This window comes from Streptomyces sp. AM8-1-1, from assembly GCF_032229325.1.
Taxonomy (GTDB): Bacteria; Actinomycetota; Actinomycetes; order Streptomycetales; family Streptomycetaceae; genus Streptomyces; species Streptomyces achmelvichensis.
Genome location: NZ_CP135086.1, coordinates 1,341,201 through 1,358,378, shown reverse-complemented (window position 1 = coordinate 1,358,378; position 17,178 = coordinate 1,341,201). Strand labels below are relative to the sequence as shown.

The 17,178-nt window shown below is 70.3% G+C and carries 16 protein-coding genes; 9 read left to right on the top strand and 7 right to left on the bottom strand.

The features are described from left to right. Positions 1–45: 45 nt before the first annotated feature. Positions 46–1,839, bottom strand: a complete 1,794-nt coding sequence (locus tag RPQ07_RS06130; protein WP_313943002.1) for an FAD-dependent oxidoreductase — start codon at positions 1,837–1,839, stop codon at positions 46–48. Between the two features lie 114 nt (positions 1,840–1,953). Between RPQ07_RS06130 and RPQ07_RS06125 the strand changes: the two genes are divergently transcribed. Further along, complete coding sequence (locus RPQ07_RS06125) at positions 1,954–2,388, top strand: YchJ family protein (RefSeq protein WP_313943001.1); 435 nt, start codon at positions 1,954–1,956, stop codon at positions 2,386–2,388. Positions 2,389–2,478: 90 nt separating this feature from the next. Here the strand turns inward: RPQ07_RS06125 and RPQ07_RS06120 are convergent, their stop codons facing one another. Both RPQ07_RS06120 and RPQ07_RS06115 read right to left on the bottom strand, forming a co-directional pair. Beyond that, positions 2,479–2,925: a hypothetical protein gene (locus RPQ07_RS06120; RefSeq protein WP_313943000.1), complete on the bottom strand. Its 447-nt coding sequence runs from the start codon at positions 2,923–2,925 to the stop codon at positions 2,479–2,481. Next, positions 2,922–3,575 (bottom strand): DJ-1/PfpI family protein, encoded by a 654-nt coding sequence (locus RPQ07_RS06115; RefSeq protein ID WP_313942999.1) that lies wholly within the window; start codon positions 3,573–3,575, stop codon positions 2,922–2,924. Before RPQ07_RS06115 ends, RPQ07_RS06120 begins: the two co-directional genes overlap by 4 nt. A 209-nt stretch (positions 3,576–3,784) precedes the next feature. Here RPQ07_RS06115 and RPQ07_RS06110 point away from each other — a divergent pair, with 209 nt between their 5' ends. Further along, positions 3,785–4,768 (top strand): GlxA family transcriptional regulator, encoded by a 984-nt coding sequence (locus RPQ07_RS06110; RefSeq protein WP_313942998.1) that lies wholly within the window; start codon positions 3,785–3,787, stop codon positions 4,766–4,768. 51 nt (positions 4,769–4,819) lie between these two features. Here RPQ07_RS06110 and RPQ07_RS06105 read toward each other — a convergent pair whose 3' ends face one another. The 3 genes from RPQ07_RS06105 to RPQ07_RS06095 all read right to left on the bottom strand — a co-directional run bounded on the left by RPQ07_RS06105 (position 4,820) and on the right by RPQ07_RS06095 (position 6,877). Next, a complete protein-coding gene (locus RPQ07_RS06105) occupies positions 4,820–6,031 on the bottom strand; it encodes an acyl-CoA dehydrogenase family protein (protein ID WP_313942997.1) in 1,212 nt (403 codons plus the stop codon). Between the two features lie 2 nt (positions 6,032–6,033). Next, complete coding sequence (locus tag RPQ07_RS06100; RefSeq protein WP_313942996.1) at positions 6,034–6,495, bottom strand: SCP2 sterol-binding domain-containing protein; 462 nt, start codon at positions 6,493–6,495, stop codon at positions 6,034–6,036. Positions 6,496–6,619: 124 nt separating this feature from the next. Next, positions 6,620–6,877 (bottom strand): hypothetical protein, encoded by a 258-nt coding sequence (locus RPQ07_RS06095; RefSeq protein WP_313942995.1) that lies wholly within the window; start codon positions 6,875–6,877, stop codon positions 6,620–6,622. A gap of 218 nt (positions 6,878–7,095) precedes the next feature. On the opposite strand from RPQ07_RS06095, the gene RPQ07_RS06090 reads away from it, so the two are divergent. Both RPQ07_RS06090 and RPQ07_RS06085 read left to right on the top strand, forming a co-directional pair. Next, positions 7,096–9,072, top strand: coding sequence for an AMP-dependent synthetase/ligase (locus RPQ07_RS06090; protein ID WP_313948802.1), 1,977 nt, complete (start codon positions 7,096–7,098; stop codon positions 9,070–9,072). A gap of 57 nt (positions 9,073–9,129) precedes the next feature. Further along, on the top strand, positions 9,130–9,777 hold the full coding sequence (locus RPQ07_RS06085) for a ThuA domain-containing protein (protein WP_313942994.1): 648 nt from the start codon (positions 9,130–9,132) through the stop codon (positions 9,775–9,777). 53 nt (positions 9,778–9,830) lie between these two features. On the opposite strand, the gene RPQ07_RS06080 is transcribed toward RPQ07_RS06085, so the two are convergent. Next, on the bottom strand, positions 9,831–11,060 hold the full coding sequence (locus tag RPQ07_RS06080) for a helix-turn-helix domain-containing protein (RefSeq protein WP_313942993.1): 1,230 nt from the start codon (positions 11,058–11,060) through the stop codon (positions 9,831–9,833). Positions 11,061–11,764: 704 nt separating this feature from the next. Here RPQ07_RS06080 and RPQ07_RS06075 point away from each other — a divergent pair. The 5 genes from RPQ07_RS06075 to RPQ07_RS06055 all read left to right on the top strand — a co-directional run bounded on the left by RPQ07_RS06075 (position 11,765) and on the right by RPQ07_RS06055 (position 17,177). Further along, positions 11,765–12,406, top strand: coding sequence for a hypothetical protein (locus tag RPQ07_RS06075; protein WP_313942992.1), 642 nt, complete (start codon positions 11,765–11,767; stop codon positions 12,404–12,406). 82 nt (positions 12,407–12,488) lie between these two features. After that, a complete protein-coding gene (locus tag RPQ07_RS06070) occupies positions 12,489–14,015 on the top strand; it encodes a DUF6801 domain-containing protein (protein WP_313942991.1) in 1,527 nt (508 codons plus the stop codon). A 62-nt stretch (positions 14,016–14,077) separates the two neighbouring features. Further along, positions 14,078–15,079 (top strand): hypothetical protein, encoded by a 1,002-nt coding sequence (locus RPQ07_RS06065; RefSeq protein WP_391838057.1) that lies wholly within the window; start codon positions 14,078–14,080, stop codon positions 15,077–15,079. 287 nt (positions 15,080–15,366) lie between these two features. Further along, a complete protein-coding gene (locus RPQ07_RS06060; protein WP_313942989.1) occupies positions 15,367–16,350 on the top strand; it encodes an ABC transporter ATP-binding protein in 984 nt (327 codons plus the stop codon). After that, positions 16,347–17,177, top strand: a complete 831-nt coding sequence (locus RPQ07_RS06055; protein WP_413777704.1) for an MlaE family ABC transporter permease — start codon at positions 16,347–16,349, stop codon at positions 17,175–17,177. The genes RPQ07_RS06060 and RPQ07_RS06055 overlap by 4 nt, the downstream gene beginning before the upstream one ends. The last annotated feature ends 1 nt before the right edge of the window (position 17,178 follow it).

Sequence of the window (17,178 nt, the reverse complement as noted above, 5' to 3'; positions counted from 1 at the left end):
CCGGCGTCGTACGGGGCGGTCCTCCGCAGGCAGATGAGCGCCCGCTCAGCCCAGATCGAAGAGGTTCCGCAGGCCCAGCCGGTACCGCGTCCGGTCGTGGCGCTTCAGAGCCTCCACCTCAGGGGCACGGAAGAGGGGTTTCACCGTGCAGCGGGCCGCCGTCGAACCGACGCGGTCCAGCAGGCCGTTGACCGCCGCGCGGGCCGAGGCGTTCGCGCCCTCCATCGTGGCGAGGTCGATGTCGACCAAGACGTAGTCGCCCGCCAGGAAGAAGTTCGGGATCTTCGTGACGGCCGACGGGCGGTTGTGGAGAGTGCCGACCGGGTGGATCAGCAGTTCGTCGTCGTTGGTCGGGTGAGGGGTGCCGATGCCGTCCACGCCCGGGTCCAGGAACCATGAGTGCAGGGTGCTGTCCTTGAGCACGACCCGGCCGGTGTCGTTGAGGGCCGCCTTCAGCTGGGCCCACACCTCGCGGGCGACCTGCTCACGGGTGCACTGCTTCGCGGTCCTGCCGTACAGGATGCCGGGCCGGTCCCACTCCGAGATGTCCACCGAGACGCAGTCCACGGCCACGCCGTCCCCGTAGTCGGCCGGGAAGTCCCGGTCGGGCCAGTGCCCGGCCTGCTGAATCGCCGTCAGGGACCAAGGGGAGTCGATGCAGTTGAGATGTCCGTCGATCAGCGGCGCGCTCTCCGTCAGATAGAACTGGATGCCCGTCATCCAGTCGGTCTCCAGCCGGTCGCATCGCGCCAGCTGCGGGTCCGCGGCACGGAGCCCGGCGCCCCAGGTCCGGCGCGCGTGCTCCACGGGGATCGCGGAGATGTAGTGGTCGGCGGTCACCGTCCGGCGCACGCCCTGCGGGTCCTCGATCACCGCGGCGGTGACCTTCCCGGCGCCGTACGTCACGTCCCGGACCGTCCAGCCCACCCGGAACTCCGCGCCGAGACCGGTGAGATGCTCCACCCACGGGTCGATCCAGGCCTCGTTCGTGGGGGCGTTGAGAATCCGGTCGAGCGGTCCGTCGGCGCCCCTGCCCAGCGCGTTGAAGGCGAACGCCTCGAGGAGCGTGGCGACCGTACGCGTACTGGCCTCCTCGGCCTTGGTGGCGACGATGTTCCTGGTGAGCCCGATGGCGAGGACGCGCTGGTAGTCGTAGCTCATCCGGCCGGCCCCGATGAAGTCCCACCAGGGCGTGGCCTCCCAGGTGGCGTCCCGGCGCTCGGCGCAGCTGGTGAGGAAGACCAGACCCCGGTTGACGAAGTACGCGGTCTCCAGCGGCGGGATGCCCAGCGCGGTGTCCAGCAGGGCGGTGAGCGCGCGGCGGATTTCGTCCAGGGTGAGATCGGCGGGCTTGTGCCCCGGCCAGGGGAGCGGGATCCGGAGATCCTCGCGGCCGGTGCGCGTGAACGACATCTCGGGGGGTGCCACGAGGTTGTCCCACACGCCGTTCGGGTTGCCCGGGAAGGGGATGCGCCGCATCGTGTCCGGGAGGTTGTGATAGATGCCGGGAATGAAGCGGAAGCCATGCTCCGCTGGTAACGGCTTCCTGGTGCCCTTGGCGCTGCCGGGCACGTCCATGCTGCGCGCCTTGCCGCCGAGCGCCCTGCGTTCGTACACCGTGACCCGGAAGCCGCGCTCGGCCAGTTCGTGCGCGGCCGTCAGACCGGCGACACCGCCGCCGAGCACGGCGACCGACTGTGCGGCCCGGTTCCCGTCGGCCGTGGTGTGTCCTGCCGCGGCGGCCGGAGCCGCAGTGGCCGCCGTGCCCAGCGCCGCCGTACCGCCGACCGCTGCCGCCCCGGCCATGAAGGTGCGTCGTGAGTTGCCCACCCGGTCCATCCCCAACCCCTTACCGACGGTAACAGTCGCGTCCGGCGCAGGAGCATACGGAGATCCCCCATGACCCGGAAGCCACACGTGCGCCCATTCGTTCAATGGCTGGAAAATGGAGCCATGTCCCGACGCAGCTCCCGCTCCCGCCGCACCGACGAGCCCGCCTTCTCCGCCGCATCGCCCTGCCCCTGCGGGTTGCCGGCCCCCTACGGCGAATGCTGCGGGCGGTACCACTCGGGTGCCGCCGCAGCGCCGACGGCCGAGCTGCTGATGCGCTCGCGCTACAGCGCCTTCGTCCTGCTCGACACGCAGTACCTGCTCCGCACCTGGCACCCCGCCACGCGGCCCGGTCACCTCGAACTCGACCCCGCCATGCGCTGGGCCGGTCTGGAGATCCTCCAGACGATCGACGGCAGTCCTTTCCACTCCTCCGGCCTGGTCACCTTCCGCGCCCGCTACCGGCACCACGGCAAACGGGGCGCGCTGCACGAGCGCAGCACCTTCGAGCGGCAGGACGGTGCGTGGGTCTACGTGGACGGCACCTTCCTGGACTGACGCGCCTCGATTGATGTGCCGCGACCGACGCGCTTCGACCGACGCGCCTCGACCGACGCGCCCGGGACGAGTCGCCGGGTGCGGAGCGGATCAGGCCCCCGTGGTCGACCCCGGGCGCACGATCATCAGGACCGTCACGGTCGCCCAGAGCAGATTGAACATGCCCGTGTACATCGCGAGCCGGGAGCCGGCGAGCGCGCCGAAGTCGTCCAGCACGGCGCTCTGCCCCGGCAGGACGAGCAGTCCGAGGACCAGGGCGGCCACCACGGTGAGCACGATGGACACGATCAGCCAGGTGTCACCGAGGACATGGAGACTGTTCGCGGTGGCCAGACCGAAGACCGGTACGACTACCCCGACCAGGGCGTAGACCCGGCAGATGCGGTGCAGATTGCGTACGGCGCCCACCGTCTGCCCGCTCTCCGGCTCGGCGGCGGCGCGCCGGACCGCGGCGGGGAAGGCGCTGGCGGCGACCGTCACCGGACCGATCGCGATGATCGCGGCCAGGACATGGACGGCGAGAAGGAACTCGGTCACGCCGCGACGCCCTGTCGCCCGCCACGGGCGCTCCAGACGGTGCCGCGCCGCTCGTACTGGAAGAGCTGCTCCACCGCGTGCGCCACCCGTGGCCCGAGCTCCCGCTCCAGGAGATACAGACCGACATCGAGTCCCGAGGTGACACCGCCGCCGCTGACCAGATCGCCGTCGTCGACGACCCGTGCGTCGATCGCGTGCACGCCGGCCTCGGCGAGCGCGTCGAGGCCCAGGTGATGTGTGGTGGCCCGGCGGTCGCCGATGAGCCCGGCCATGGCGAGGAGCAGGGAGCCGCCGCATACCGTGGCCATGGTCGGACCGGGCCGGTCGCACGCGGCCCTGAGCAGGGGAGCGAGTCCGGTGCCGAGGCTGCGGGCCAGGATCGCCGCGACCGTGTCCTCGCCGCCGTCGTCGGAGATACGCCCCGCGGCACCCGGCAGGACCACCAGATCGGCGCGGCCGGGGTCGAGCGCAGCCACGGCCCGCAGCGAGAGCAACCCCATGCCGGACGGCACATCGCGCGGGCCCTCCGCGGAGACCAGTTCGACGGTGAGGCCGCCGCCGGCAACAGCGCCGCCGGCGCCGAGCACTTCGTAGGGGGCGATGACGTCCAACGGGTCGAAGCCGTCGAACAGGACGATCTGGGCGTACATCGGCACCAGTCCTTGTCTCTCGTGGTCTCTCGTGTCCGGGCACCCGTCCGGGGACCCGGAACGACGCTAGGGAGCGTGCCGGAGCATCGACAGTGGCGTGAATGCCACAGTCCAACGGATTCCCGCCAGCAGGGCATTCGGTACGCACGGATACGGGGAACAGCCCGGGGCCGCTTGGCCGGAACCCGTGGAGCACCTAAGTTGTCGCCATGCACACCGTGGCCGTACTCGCCCTGGACGGCGTCATCGCCTTCGACCTGTCCACCCCGCTCGAGGTGTTCACCCGCACCCGGCTGCCCGACGGCCGGACCGCCTACCGGGTCCGCGTCTGCGCCCCTGCCGAGGAGATCGATGCGGGCGCGTTCACGCTGCGCGCGCCGTGGGGCCTGGAAGCGCTCGCCGAGGCGGACACGATCATCCTGCCGGGCTGCGCCGACCCGACGGTGCCGGTGCCCGAGGACGTCCTCGTGGCCCTGCGGGCGGCGGCCGCCCGCGGCACCCGTATCGCCTCGGTCTGCGCGGGCGCCTTCGTCCTGGCGGCCACCGGCCTGCTCGACGGTCTGCGGGCCACCACCCACTGGCTGGCCGCGGACGCACTCGCCCGGCTGCACCCCCGGATCGAGGTGGACCCCGATGTGCTCTACGTCGACAACGGCCAGTTCCTCACCTCCGCGGGCGCGGCCGCCGGCCTGGACCTGTGTCTGCACATGATCCGGCGCGACCACGGTTCCGCGGTCGCCGCCGACGCGGCCCGGCTGTCCGTGATGCCGCTCGAACGCGAGGGCGGTCAGGCCCAGTTCATCGTGCATCAGCTACCGCCGAGCCCCGACGGCACCGCGCTGGAGCCGGTGCTGCGCTGGATGGAGGAGAACGCGCGGCGTGAACTCACGGTCGCCGAGATCGCCGCCCGGGCAGGGATGAGCCCCCGCACGCTGAACCGCCGCTTCCGCGAGCAGACCGCCAGCACACCGCTCCAGTGGCTGCACCGGGCCCGGGTCCGTCAGGCGCAGTATCTGCTGGAGACGACGGCGCACTCGGTGGACCGGATCGCGGCACAGGTCGGGTTCGGCTCACCGACGGCCTTCCGCGACCGGTTCAAGCGGCAGGTGGGCACCAGCCCGCACGCGTACCGCCGCGCGTTCCGCGGCGTGCCGGCGGCCGAACCCCCGGTGGCCGCTGCCCAGCGGATCTGACGCCCGGCGGGTTCGGCGCGGCGGGCTTCAGTGGACCGCCGCCCGCAGGTCTCAGCGGATCTGACGCCCCGAGATCGCCCTCGCGATCACCAGACGCTGGATCTCACTCGTCCCCTCGAAGATCGTGTAGATCTTGCTGTCGCGGTACATCCGCTCCACCGGGTGCTCCCGGCTGTACCCCGCGCCGCCCAGGATCTGCACCGCCTTCTCGGACGCCGCCACCGCCAGTTCGCCCGCACGGAGCTTGGACATCGAGCCCTGTGCCGCGTCGAAGGTGCGGTCGTTGCGACCCATCCAGGCGGCCTGCCAGATCAGCAGCCGTACCGCCTCGATCTCGGTACGGATGTCGGCCAGCGCGAAGGCGATGGACTGGTTCTCGATGATCGGACGGCCGAACGCCACCCGGTTCCCGGCGTACTCGAGCGCGTACTCGTACGCGGCGCGGGCGATGCCGAGGGCCTGTGCGCCCACCGTGGGCCGGCTGACCTCGAACGTGGCCATCGCCGCCTGGGACTTGGCGGTCGTGCCCTCGCGTGCCCGGGCGAGGCGCGCGTCCAGCTTCTCCCGGCCGCCCAGCAGACAGTGGCCGGGGACGCGGACATCGTCGAGGAAGACATCGGCGGTGTGGGAGGCCCGCAGCCCCAGCTTCCTGATCTTGCGGGCGCCCTCCAGGCCGGGCGTGCCGGGCGGGACGATGAAGGCGGCCTGGCCGCGGGAGCCGAGCTCCGGTTCGACGGAGGCCACGACGACATGGACGTTCGCGATGCCGCCGTTGGTGATCCAGGCCTTCTGGCCCTGCAGCGTCCACTCGTCCCGGGCCTCGTCGTAGCGCGCCCGGGTCCGCATCGCGGAGACGTCCGAACCGGCCTCGGGTTCGGAGACGCAGAAGGCGGCGACCTTGGGGTCCTGTTCGTCGCCGTAGCACTGCGGGACCCACTCGGCGAGCTGGTCGGGTGTGCCGGAGGAGAAGATGCCGGCGACGGCGAGCGAGGTGCCGAAGAGGGCCATACCGATGCCGGCGTCGCCCCAGAACAGCTCCTCGTTGGCGATCTGCAGGGAGAGCCCGCTGGGGTCGCCGTACATGTCGGCCAGCGACTCGAATCCGTACAGGCCGATCTTGGCGGCCTCCTGGATGACGGGCCACGGGGTCTCTTCGCGCTCGTCCCATTCGGACGCCGCGGGGCGGACCACATCGGCAGCGAATCCGTGGACCCAGTCGCGCAGGTCCCGCTGCTCTTCGGTGAGCTGGAAGGAGAAGGACATGGTCAGGCCTTCGGGATGTCGAAGTAGCGGGTGAGGCCCGCGGCCAGTGCCACGTCCCCGGCGATCTTGAGCTTGCGCATCATGAACATGGTCACCGGGTTCCCGTTGCCCGAAACCAGCTTGAGGAACTCGGCGTCGCCCATGACGAGCGTGGTGCGCGGCTCCTGTTCCGAGCGGCCCTCGTGGACGGTGCAGGTGCCGTCGGTGATCGAGGTCTCGAAGATCTCCTCGGTCTCACCGGTGATCTTCCAGCGGATCAGCGCATCGACGGAGCCCGCGTTCTCCGGGCGGAACTGCTGCTTCATGCGCCCGAACACCTCGCGGAGCACACGCCCGCGCAGCTCACCTCGCATCAGATCGGCGAGTTCTCTGCCGGACAGCCCTTTGACGATCCTCGCGAACTCCTCGGGCGAGACCGCCGAGAAGTCGAGTGCGGCGAGCTCGTCGCCGATGTTCTCCGCCACAACGCGTCCTTACTCCGGAGTCAGCTTACTTCGGAGTAAGGTAGCCGCGCGGTCGTGGCGTCGGCAAGGGGCCGCCCGTCGGCGGTGGGGTGCGGAAGGGGTCGTGCGTCCGGGCAGGGTGGGGTCAGTGCACGCCGCCGGGGCCGATGACCAGCCGCGGGTTGTAGGCGGCGAGGATCTTGTTCGCCCGGGCGAGGGCGGAGAGGGCGTGCTCGCGGTCGGCCCGGTCCTCGTTGCACAGAGGACCCCGGAACCGGTTCGCCTCGCGCGCGGCACAGTCCGCGTCGACCTCGGCCTGCAGGATGTCGATCGGCATGCAGGATCCGATCAACGCGGCCACGCGGTCGGGGATCGGCACGGGGATGAGGGGCGACGCGGTCACGTGTGTAGTCCTTCTTCTTCGGTCGGGTGCCGGTGGTCGGCGTCCCACCCCTCCATACGTACCGGACGAGCTTCCGTGTTCGTCTTCGGGGATGTCTCTGTGCGGCAACCGTTTCCGGCCGCCTGATTGATTTCTTGTTACGCGGGGGTAAGTTGACTCCCGAGTAAGTGCTGAGTCCCGTCAACTCACCGTCCGCGAGCCGCGAACTGGAGCCGACCATGGGCGTGCGCAAGGATCTGAAGAAGGCGAAACAGCGCGGCGACCTCGCCGACCGAGCTCCTGTCGAGCTGATCAGGAGCGACGGTGTCGTACGAGAAGTGCGCACCACGCGGCTTGCCCGGCCCCCAGCCTCCGGCAGCACCGGCGACATACCTTACGCGAACGCCGAGCAGGCACCCGCATCGGTGGTCCTGCGACGCAAGGGCGACGACGGACAGTGGCAGCCCGTCACCGCGGCCGGCTTCGCCCGCCAAGTCACCGCCGTGGCGAAGGGGTTGATCGTTTCCGGGCTGGAGCCCGGCGGCCGGGTCGCGATCATGTCCCGTACCCGCTACGAGTGGACCGTGATCGACTTCGCCGTCTGGGCGGCCGGCGGTCAGAGCGTCCCCGTCTACGCCACCTCGTCCGCCGACCAGATCGCCTGGATTCTCGAGGACTCGGGCGTCTCCCACATGATCGTGGAGAACGACGATCTCGCCGCGACGGTGGCCACGGCCGCGAGCCGGCTGCCCCGGGCGCCGAGGATCTGGCGCATCGACGCCGGAGCGCTCGACGAGCTGACCGCCCTCGGGAGCGATCTCCCCGACGGTGAGGTGACCGAGCGACGGGCCGCCGTCACCCCCGACTCGATCGCGACCGTCTGCTACACCTCCGGCACCACCGGCAGGCCCAAGGGGTGCGTCCTCACCCACGGCAATCTGCACGCCGAGGCCGCCAACACGGTGGAACTGCTGCACCCCGTCTTCCAGGCGGTCACCGGACAGGCCGCCTCCACCCTGCTCTTCCTGCCGCTCGCCCACATCCTCGGCCGGACGATCCAGATCGCGTGTCTGCTCGCCCGGATCGAACTCGGCCACTGTCCGAGCATCAAGCCCGACGAACTGCGCCCGGAGCTCCAGAGGTTCCGGCCGACCTTCGTGGTCGGCGTCCCCTATCTCTTCGAGAAGATCCACGACACCGGACGCGCCACCGCCGAGAAGATCGGCCGGGGCTCATCCTTCGAGCGGGCGGACCGCATCGCCGTCCGCTTCGCCGAGGCTCACCTCGGCCGGTACCTCGGCACCCGTGAGGGGCCGGGAGCCGGCACCGACCCGGACGCACGCACCGGCCCGGACACCCGTTCCCGCAAGGGCCCGGGCATCCGGCTCACCGCCGCCTGGGCGCTCTACGACCTGCTCGTCTACCGGCGCATCCGCAAGGAGCTCGGTGGCAGACTGCACTACGCCATCAGCGGCGGCTCGCCCCTCGACCGTCGGCTCAGTCTCTTCTTCTACGCCGCCGGCATCGTGATCTACGAGGGGTACGGCCTCACGGAGACCACCGCGGCCGCCACCATCAGCCCGCCGCTGTCGCCGCGTCCCGGCACGGTCGGCAGGCCGGTGCCCGGGACGGCGATCCGTATCGCCGACGACGGAGAGGTGCTGATCAAGGGAGGCATCGTCTTCGGGTCGTACTGGAACAACCCGGTGGCCACGGGCGAGGCGCTCGACGACGGCTGGTTCGCCACCGGGGACCTCGGCCGCCTGGACGACGACGGCTATCTGACGATCACCGGCCGCAAGAAGGACATCCTCGTCACCTCCGGCGGCAAGAACGTCTCACCCGCCGTGCTGGAGGACCGGCTGCGCAGCCGCCCGCCGGTCGGCCAGTGCATCGTCGTCGGCGACAACCGGCCCTACGTCGCGGCCCTGGTGACCCTGGAGCCGGACGCGGTCGAGCACTGGCTCGCGGTGCGCAAACGGCCCCGGGACACACCGCTCGCGGAACTCTGCGAGGACGCGGATCTCCTGGCCGACGTGCAGCGGGCCGTCGACCACGCCAACGAGGCGGTCTCGCGGGCCGAGTCGATCCGCCGGTTCCGCATCGTGCCGGGGGAGTTCACCGAGGAGAACGGGCTGCTGACCCCGTCGCTGAAGATCAAGCGCCATGCGGTCGCGGCCGACTACGCGGCGGAGATCGCGGCACTCTACGAGTGATACGCGTGACTGCGGCCGATACGCGTGACGGCGGCGTCCCATGAGTGAATACCGTCCATGAGGATCCTGGTCTTCACGCGGACCGCCGGCTACCGGCACGAGTCCATACCCGACGGAATCCGGGCCTTCACCGCCCTGGGCGAGGAGCACGGCTTCGCCGTCGACGCCACCGAGGAGGCCGGCGCCCTCGCCGGTCCGCTCGACGGCTACGGCGCCGTGGTCTTCCTCTCCACCAGTGGCGAGGTCCTCACCCCCGAGGCCCGCTCAGGACTGATGGCCTACTGCGCGGCCGGCGGCGGCTTCATGGGGGTGCATTCCGCCGCCTGCACCGAGGAGGAGTGGCCGTTCTTCGGCGGGCTCCTCGGCGCCCGTTTCGTGCGCCATCCGAGGCTGCAGCCCGGGACGGTCGTCGTCGAGGACGCCGACCACCCAGCGACCCGGCATCTGCCCGGCCGCTGGCCCCTCACGGACGAGTGGTACGACTTCGACGTGAGCCCGCGGGGCGCGGTGCGGGTGCTCGCCTCGGCCGACGAGGCCTCGTACGAGGGCGGCGGCATGGGCCGGGACCACCCGCTGGCGTGGTGTCACACCCACGCCGGGGCGCGGGTGTTCTACACCGCCCTGGGGCACAGCCCCGAGGCGTACGCGGATCCCGACCACCGGGCCCATCTCCTCGGCGGTCTTCAGTCCGTGCTGCGGCGGTAGCGGGCAGGCGGAGCCGGAAGCCGGGGACGGCCGCCGGTGCAAGCCGTCAGCCGTCAGCCGGCCAGGGGCCTGCCCGGCGAACCCTCGGTCCGTGAGCGCAGGGCCAGTGCCCTCAGGACGACCTCGATGGCGAACCGCCGTTCGGCGTCGACGAGTTGATCGCCGAGTATCGACTCCAGACTGCGCAGGCGGTAACGGACGGTCTGGGGGTGGACGTCGAGGCGCTCGCCCATCTGGGCCGCCGTGCCACGCGTGTCGAGCCAGATCCGCAGGGTGTCCACGAGCCGGTCGCGCCGAGACGGTGTGAGCTCGGCGAGCGGTGAGAGTTCACGCTGGGCGAGCTGGTCGAGCAGCCCGGGGTCGGACAGCAGCCACAGGGGCACGAGGTGGTCGGCGGCGAAGGCCAGCGGGCCGTCCTCGACGATGCCCGCGTCGACGAGTTCCAGGGTGCGCCGGGCCCACCGGATCGAGTCATGTGCGTCGGCGGCCGGGACGGTGAGGCCGACGGCCGCGCGGTTGCCGAACAGGGCGCCGTCCAGCATGCGTCTTCGCGCGGCGTCGACGGGCCCCGGGATCAGTAAGTGCGGATGCGGATCGCTGAGATCGGCGAGGACATCGTTGTCCATGTCCGCCCGCTCCAGGACCGCGGGGGAGCGCAGGGCGACCAGCGTGACGTACTCGGGCAGCGGCCAGGCGGTCTGCTCGGACAGCTCCGCGATGGCGGCACGGGGGACGGGCGGCCCGGCGAGCAGCAGATGCAGCAGCCGCCGGCGCAGGATCTCGTTCTGCTCCCCGGACCGCGACTGCACCTCCAGGTAGCCCTCGCGGGACAGCGCTTCGAGCTCGTCGACATAGGCGAACAGCGCGTCGGCGAAGGTCAGCATCATCGTGGGGGAGAGGTTGTAGCTCCGGCCGACCTTCTTCGCCCGCCGCAGCGCGATGCGTGCCCCGAGCCGGTACGCGCCCTGGAGCGCGTCGAGGCTGCGGCCCTCGTACGCCTCGTAGCGCCCGAACCTGCGGCACATCTCGTCCCGCAGGGCGGAGGGCGCGGACGGTTCGGCGACCTGGTCGACGAAGACCAGGATGCTCTGCTCGACGCCGACCCGGATGCCCTGGCCGTACGGACCGTTCAGCAGCCGCGCGTACTCGGGATAGGCGCGGGTGACCTCGATGCCGATCTCTTTGATGAGGCTGGGCAGTTCGGGCCGGATGATGGCCGCGAACTCCTGCGGCAGCGGACCCAGCGACTCTCCGGTGTCCGACGGATTCACAGCTCCCGGCATGGCTGCTTCCCCTCGCTTTCCGGTCCCGGTGGGGGTCGGGTTTCGATGCAAGCGCTCGCCATGGAAGCAGCTCGCGCTCATCGACTGCGGCTTGCCGAAGATAGACCAACCCCGGAGGGCTGAACACCACTTGGGACAGAACGAGTTTCCTTGGGCCAGAAAACGCTCTCTGTCGGCGGTGATCGAGTGGCTCGGAATGCCGCCGGACGACGTAAAAGGGCTTCCGATTCCGGTGAAGGCACAGCAAAGTTCCGGCCATTGCGGCCCGATAGTCCCGGGGGATGCGGCGGCTGACGGACGGTGACGGCCGTGCCGTACGGTGGGCCGGCTCTTCCGCGCGGCGCTGCGAGCGCGGGTTCTCCGCCGGTATGCGGCCCTCTGTCCCGAGGTGACAGCTTGCGTCGGCAGTCCCCGGAGGTCGGCCGGGTGCGCACCCGGGAATTGCGCACCGAATGACAAGCGGTGCGCGCGAATTGCGTACCCCGGGACGAGGAAAAATGCTCGCCGAGAGAATCTTGACCGGCGGGATTGTGCGCGATGTTTCCCGCAAGTAACGTCTGGCATCGTCACAGATCGTACCTGGCTGAATCCTGTCGACCGCCACTGAACGGGGTTCAACGTCGCGTCCCGCCCTTCCCCCACACGGCTGTGGAACGCGTCCTGCGCAAGCAATGCATCGCACTGACGAATCGGAGGAACCACCCGTGCGAAACCCGATCGGAAAGGCCGCGTTAGTCGCAGTCGGGGCAACAGCCGCCGTTGCCCTCGCCACCGCACCGGCACTTGCCGCACCCACGACATGGACCGTCGGACCGAACTCTCCGGAGACGTTCTCGGCGCTGTCGACGAATACGGTTCTGGACCTGAACGGAATTCCCCTCACCTGTCCCGCCGCCACCGCGGGCGGAAATCTCTTCAGCGCCACCGGAAATCCGGCTCATGTCGGAGACATAGCCAGTGCCGCCTTCGGCAGCGAGGCCGACCCCTGTACCAGCCCCGTGGGTCCGGTGGAGCCGGTCGCCGACACCAGCCCCGCCTGGCAGTTGCAGGCCACCGACTACGACGCGGCCACCGGCACCACGACCGGCTACCTCACCGGCATCAACGCCTCTCTCACGGTGCTCACCTGCACCTTCGACGTCACGGGCGAGGTGAACGCGACCTACACCAACTCCACCGGTGTGCTGACCGTCTCCAATGCGGACCGCCAGCTGACGGTCGTCAACGCCAGTGCGGGTTGCGCGGGTATCGCCCAGGACGGCGACCACCCCACCTTCAACGGCGACTACACGGTGGTCACGCCTGCGGGCGGCACGGCACACCCCACCCTCGTGGGCACCGAGTAGCGCAAGACGTCCGCGGCCGTCCGGGACCGCGCGGCGGGGAACCGTCCGCCGTGCGGGCCCACCGGGTTTCGTGAAGGGAGGCATGCAGGTGCTGCGCAGCAGCGGGAACTGCCGTACGACGGGAACGCGTTCACGCACGGCCGTGCGGGGAGCGGCCGTCGCCGTCATGATCCTCGTGGCCGGCACGGTCCCCGGGGCCGGTGCCGCGGACGGTGAGCAGACCGTGGCCGCCGAACTCGCCTACACCTGCGAGGCCCCGGCGGGTCAGGAGGCCGTACGGATACAGGTACGGATCGCCGCCACCCTCCCCGAGGCGCACGCGGTGGGCGAGGCGGTCCAGGCGGAGGGCGTTTCCACGACGGTGATCCTGTCCGAGACCACCCGAGCCGAACTGGCCCTCCTCCGGGCGGCCGAGGTCACCGGCGCGAGCCGGCTCACCGTCGCCGTGGCCCAGGACGAGCACACGGCCGAAGCGGTCTGGGCGGGCACGGCCGCGCAGCCCGTTCCCGTCCCGGACAGCGGCGAGATGGCGCTCAGCACGTCCGGGCTCGTCCCCACCGTCACGGCCGGCGACACCGGCGGCCTCACCTTCACGGCGGGCCGGCTGACCGTCGACCTCACACCGCGCCGGGCGGACGGAACCCCCACCGAACCGGCCGTCGTTCCGCTCACCTGCACCCCGGACAAGAGTGCGGAGACGCTGCTCGCCACGGTCGAGATCACCGACGGCGACAGCCCCTCCACCCCGCCCCCCACCACGCAGCAACCCGCCCCCACCACCGGAGCACCCCGGCCGGACGGACCGCGCGACCTCGGCATCGCACCTCCCGCACCGAACGACGACAGCGCCCCCGCGGCACCACCCCCGTGCGTCGGCGACACCGTCAACCCCTTCGCGATGGTCGCGTACATCACGGGCTACTCGAACGTCGCCAAGCTCCGGGCGGCATCCGAAGTGCCCCTGTCCTGCACCCAGCTCATCGACGTCTCCAAGAAGATCGTGCCCAAGCCCGACGGGCTGCATCTGGTCCAGCACGCGACCGGCGTCCTGGACCACGAAGGCCGCCCCCAGATGCCGCCCGCCCCCGCCACCTTCCTGACCTACGGGTTCATGCCGACGACGGCCATGATGGAGCTCACGCAACTGGACACCATGACCATCGACTCGGACATCCTGCTGGCCAAGTCCTCCGGTCTCACACACATCAGGGTTCCCCTCCGCCTCCGCCTGTTCGACGTCAAGGTCAACGGCGTCCCCCTGGACGTCGGCCCCGACTGCCGGACGACCGGCTCCCTGTACTCGACGGACCCCGATCCCGCGCAGGACACCAAGGACCATGTGGTGCTCACCGGGGTGCTGAAGGGGCCGGGCAACGGCTATCAGCTCGTCACCGGAGGCGTACTCACCTCCACCATGACCATCCCGCCGTTCAGCGGCTGCGGAGTGGACGAGGACCTCGACGCCCTCTTCACCTCCTCCGTGTCCGGGCCGGGCAACTACCTCAAACAGGTGCAGGCCGCCCCCTGCGCATCGGGCAACCCCCGGCCCGACGCGCGCTACTGCACCCCCGACCACCAGCCGGTCAAGGTGCCGAAGCCCGAGCGCTGACCCTCTGACACAGCACACCCCGCAGCACAACTCCCCCAGAACTGGAAAGGATTGAGGGAGAGATGAGACCTGTCTCCTTGAGCTCCGACAGAGCGCGCACCGCCGCGAGCGGCGCGCTCGCCGCCCTCCTCGTGGCGGCGGTACCCTTGACCGCGGGGCCCGCGAGCGCGGCCGAGCCCGTGAGCGAGCAGCCGCCGGTGACGGCATCCGCTCCCGTACAACTCAACGGCCACTGGGCGCCGTTCACCCGGTGCCCGGTCGACGACCCCGCGATGCTCGCCGCCGACGGCCAGGCCACGGTCGCCACCTGTGTGTCCTCGCAGTCACCGGGCGGCTCCATCAAGCTGGGCAAGACGACCGCGACGACCGGCCCCAACGACCTCCAGTTCGGGGTGGTGCAGCAGACGGCGACCGGCACCTTCACCGTCGTGCCGCCCGCCGGCGGCGCTCTCGTCGGATCACCGACGGCCATCCCCGGTGGACTGCTCGGCCTGATGTGTCCGAGCGACATCCCGGTCGTCAGCGAGATCTGCCGGCAGCTCACCGAGAGCACCCTCAACAAGGTCACCGCCACCGTGGAATCGGCGGGCACACCCACGGAGTTCAGCCTCACCTCGGGTCTGACCACCGGCAAGCCCATCGTGAAGCTGCCGGTACGGATACGGCTTCAGAACCCGTTCCTGGGCTCGCAGTGCTACATCGGCTCCGCCGCCGACCCCATCGTGCTGCGGCCGCAGAACACGACCGCACCCGCCGTCGCCGTACAGCGCTTCGACGCAGGTGGAACGCCCAACACGGCAGGCGCGATGCTGCGGTTCGCCCTCACCGGCAACAGTCAGGGGGACACTGCCTTCTCCGTACCGAAGGCCAACGGATGCGGCCTGTTCGGCATCCTCAACGGAGCCATCGACCTGAAGACGGGGCTTCCCTCGCCGTCCGGCAACAACCGCCTGACGCTCGACAACGCCTCCACCTACAGCGGCGGTCTCACGGCACCGGGCACCGTGAAGCCGGACGCCGGCAAGGTGCTGTCGCGGCACTGGCACTCCGCCGTTCTTCCCTGAGCGACGGCTTTCCCGAATGGACCGGCCTCGCGGCTCCGGCCCCCCTGGGCCGCGAGGCCACCATCGACTGCGACTGCGACTGCGACTGCGACTGCGGAAGCGGGCGATGGCTGCGCAGAACTCCACAACGCGGCGGCAGGAACTTGTCACCGCATGACAAACAATTCAGCACCCCGGCAATTCACCGATCACGAGACCGTTCAGGCACTTGTCCTCGCGCCACAGGTCAACTTAACGTGCGCCCTCGGCGCACCCCTGTCACGTAGTGAGCACACGCAGGAGGTGAGATGGGAATCGAAGTGGTGGTCGACGGGCTGACGAAGTCCTTCGGCAAACAGAACATCTGGCAGGACGTCACGCTCACTCTGCCGGCCGGCGAAGTCAGCGTCATGCTGGGGCCTTCCGGCACGGGGAAAACCGTGTTCCTCAAGTCGATCATCGGGCTTCTCAAGCCCGAGCGCGGACGGGTCCTCATCAACGGCGTGGACATGGTGAACAGTTCCGAAAGGGACATCTACGAGACCCGCAAATTGTTCGGCCTGATGTTCCAGGACGGCGCACTCTTCGGTTCGATGTCCCTCTTCGACAACATCGCCTTTCCCTTGCGTGAACACACCCGCAAAAAGGAGTCCGAGATCCGCCGCATCGTCATGGAGCGGATGGACATGGTGGGCCTCGTCGGGGCGGAGGAAAAGCTGCCCGGCGAGATATCCGGCGGAATGCGCAAACGCGCCGGGCTCGCCCGCGCGCTCGTTCTCGACCCGCAGATCATTCTCTGCGACGAACCCGACTCCGGACTCGATCCCGTGCGCACCGCCTATCTCTCCCAGTTGCTGATCGATCTCAACGCCCAGATCGACGCGACCATGCTGATCGTCACCCACAATCTCGACATCGCCGCCACCGTCCCCGACAACATGGGGATGCTGTTCCGGCGCAATCTCGTCACCTTCGGCCCGCGGGAAGTGCTGCTCACCAGCGAGGAACCCGTCGTCGCGCAGTTCCTCAGCGGCCGCCGCGAAGGCCCGATCGGGATGTCCGAGGAGAAGGACGCCGCGACACTGGCGATGGAGCAGCGCACCCTCGGCAGCGCCGCGGCGGGGCCGCGCCCGCTCGTACCCCAGCTGGAGCCGTCACCGGGGCTGCCCGAGCGCCGTGCCGTCCAGCGCCGCAGAGAACGCGTGCTGGCGATGATGGACCGGCTGCCCGAAGCCGCTCGGACCGCGATCGCGCGCAGCTACGCCCCGGCCGGCGGCGGGGTGCCCAGGTGACCGCCCAGCTGCCGGTCAGGCCCGCCGCGCCGCCGGGCCCGCCGACCCCGCGACCCCCGCTGAAGGCGCTCGCACCGCTGCGTGAGACCGGCAGGCTCTTCGCGCTCGCGCTCGCCGTCGCCCGGGCGATCTTCCGCCGTCCCTTCCAGGTACGGGAGTTCATCGAGCAGTTCTGGTTCATCGCGGGCGTCACCATCCTGCCCGCCGCACTCGTCTCGATCCCGTTCGGCGCGGTCATCGCCCTCCAGGTCGGCTCGCTCACCCAGCAGCTCGGCGCGCAGTCGTTCACCGGCGGCGCGAGCGTCCTCGCCGTCATCCAGCAGGCCAGTCCGCTCATCGTCGCGCTGCTGATCGCCGGCGCCGGCGGCTCCGCCATCTGTGCGGACCTCGGCTCCCGCAAGATCCGCGAGGAGCTCGACGCGATGGAGGTCATGGGCGTGTCGCCCATCCAGCGCCTCGTCGTGCCGAGGGTGCTGGCCACCATGTTCGTCGCCGTCCTGCTCAACGGCATGGTCTCCGTCGTCGGCACACTCGGCGGTTACTTCTTCAACGTGATCATGCAGGGCGGCACCCCCGGCGCGTATCTCGCGAGCTTCTCCGCACTCGCCCAGCTGCCCGACCTCTACATCAGCGAGTTCAAGGCGCTCGTCTTCGGCTTCATCGCGGGCATCGTCGCAGCCCACCGCGGGCTCAATCCACGCGGCGGCCCCAAGGGGGTGGGCGACGCGGTCAACCAGTCCGTGGTCATCACCTTCATGCTGCTGTTCTTCGTGAACATGGTCCTCACGGCGGTCTATCTGCAGATCGTCCCCGCGAAGGGGGGCTGAT

Coding starts and splice junctions, on each gene's coding strand:
- RPQ07_RS06130 (WP_313943002.1), bottom strand. CDS start 1,839: ATGGACCGGGTGGGCAACTCACGACGCACCTTCATGGCCGGGGCGGCA.
- RPQ07_RS06125 (WP_313943001.1), top strand. CDS start 1,954: ATGTCCCGACGCAGCTCCCGCTCCCGCCGCACCGACGAGCCCGCCTTC.
- RPQ07_RS06115 (WP_313942999.1), bottom strand. CDS start 3,575: ATGTACGCCCAGATCGTCCTGTTCGACGGCTTCGACCCGTTGGACGTC.
- RPQ07_RS06110 (WP_313942998.1), top strand. CDS start 3,785: ATGCACACCGTGGCCGTACTCGCCCTGGACGGCGTCATCGCCTTCGAC.
- RPQ07_RS06105 (WP_313942997.1), bottom strand. CDS start 6,031: ATGTCCTTCTCCTTCCAGCTCACCGAAGAGCAGCGGGACCTGCGCGAC.
- RPQ07_RS06090 (WP_313948802.1), top strand. CDS start 7,096: ATGGGCGTGCGCAAGGATCTGAAGAAGGCGAAACAGCGCGGCGACCTC.
- RPQ07_RS06085 (WP_313942994.1), top strand. CDS start 9,130: ATGAGGATCCTGGTCTTCACGCGGACCGCCGGCTACCGGCACGAGTCC.
- RPQ07_RS06080 (WP_313942993.1), bottom strand. CDS start 11,060: ATGCCGGGAGCTGTGAATCCGTCGGACACCGGAGAGTCGCTGGGTCCG.
- RPQ07_RS06070 (WP_313942991.1), top strand. CDS start 12,489: ATGCAGGTGCTGCGCAGCAGCGGGAACTGCCGTACGACGGGAACGCGT.
- RPQ07_RS06065 (WP_391838057.1), top strand. CDS start 14,078: ATGAGACCTGTCTCCTTGAGCTCCGACAGAGCGCGCACCGCCGCGAGC.
- RPQ07_RS06060 (WP_313942989.1), top strand. CDS start 15,367: ATGGGAATCGAAGTGGTGGTCGACGGGCTGACGAAGTCCTTCGGCAAA.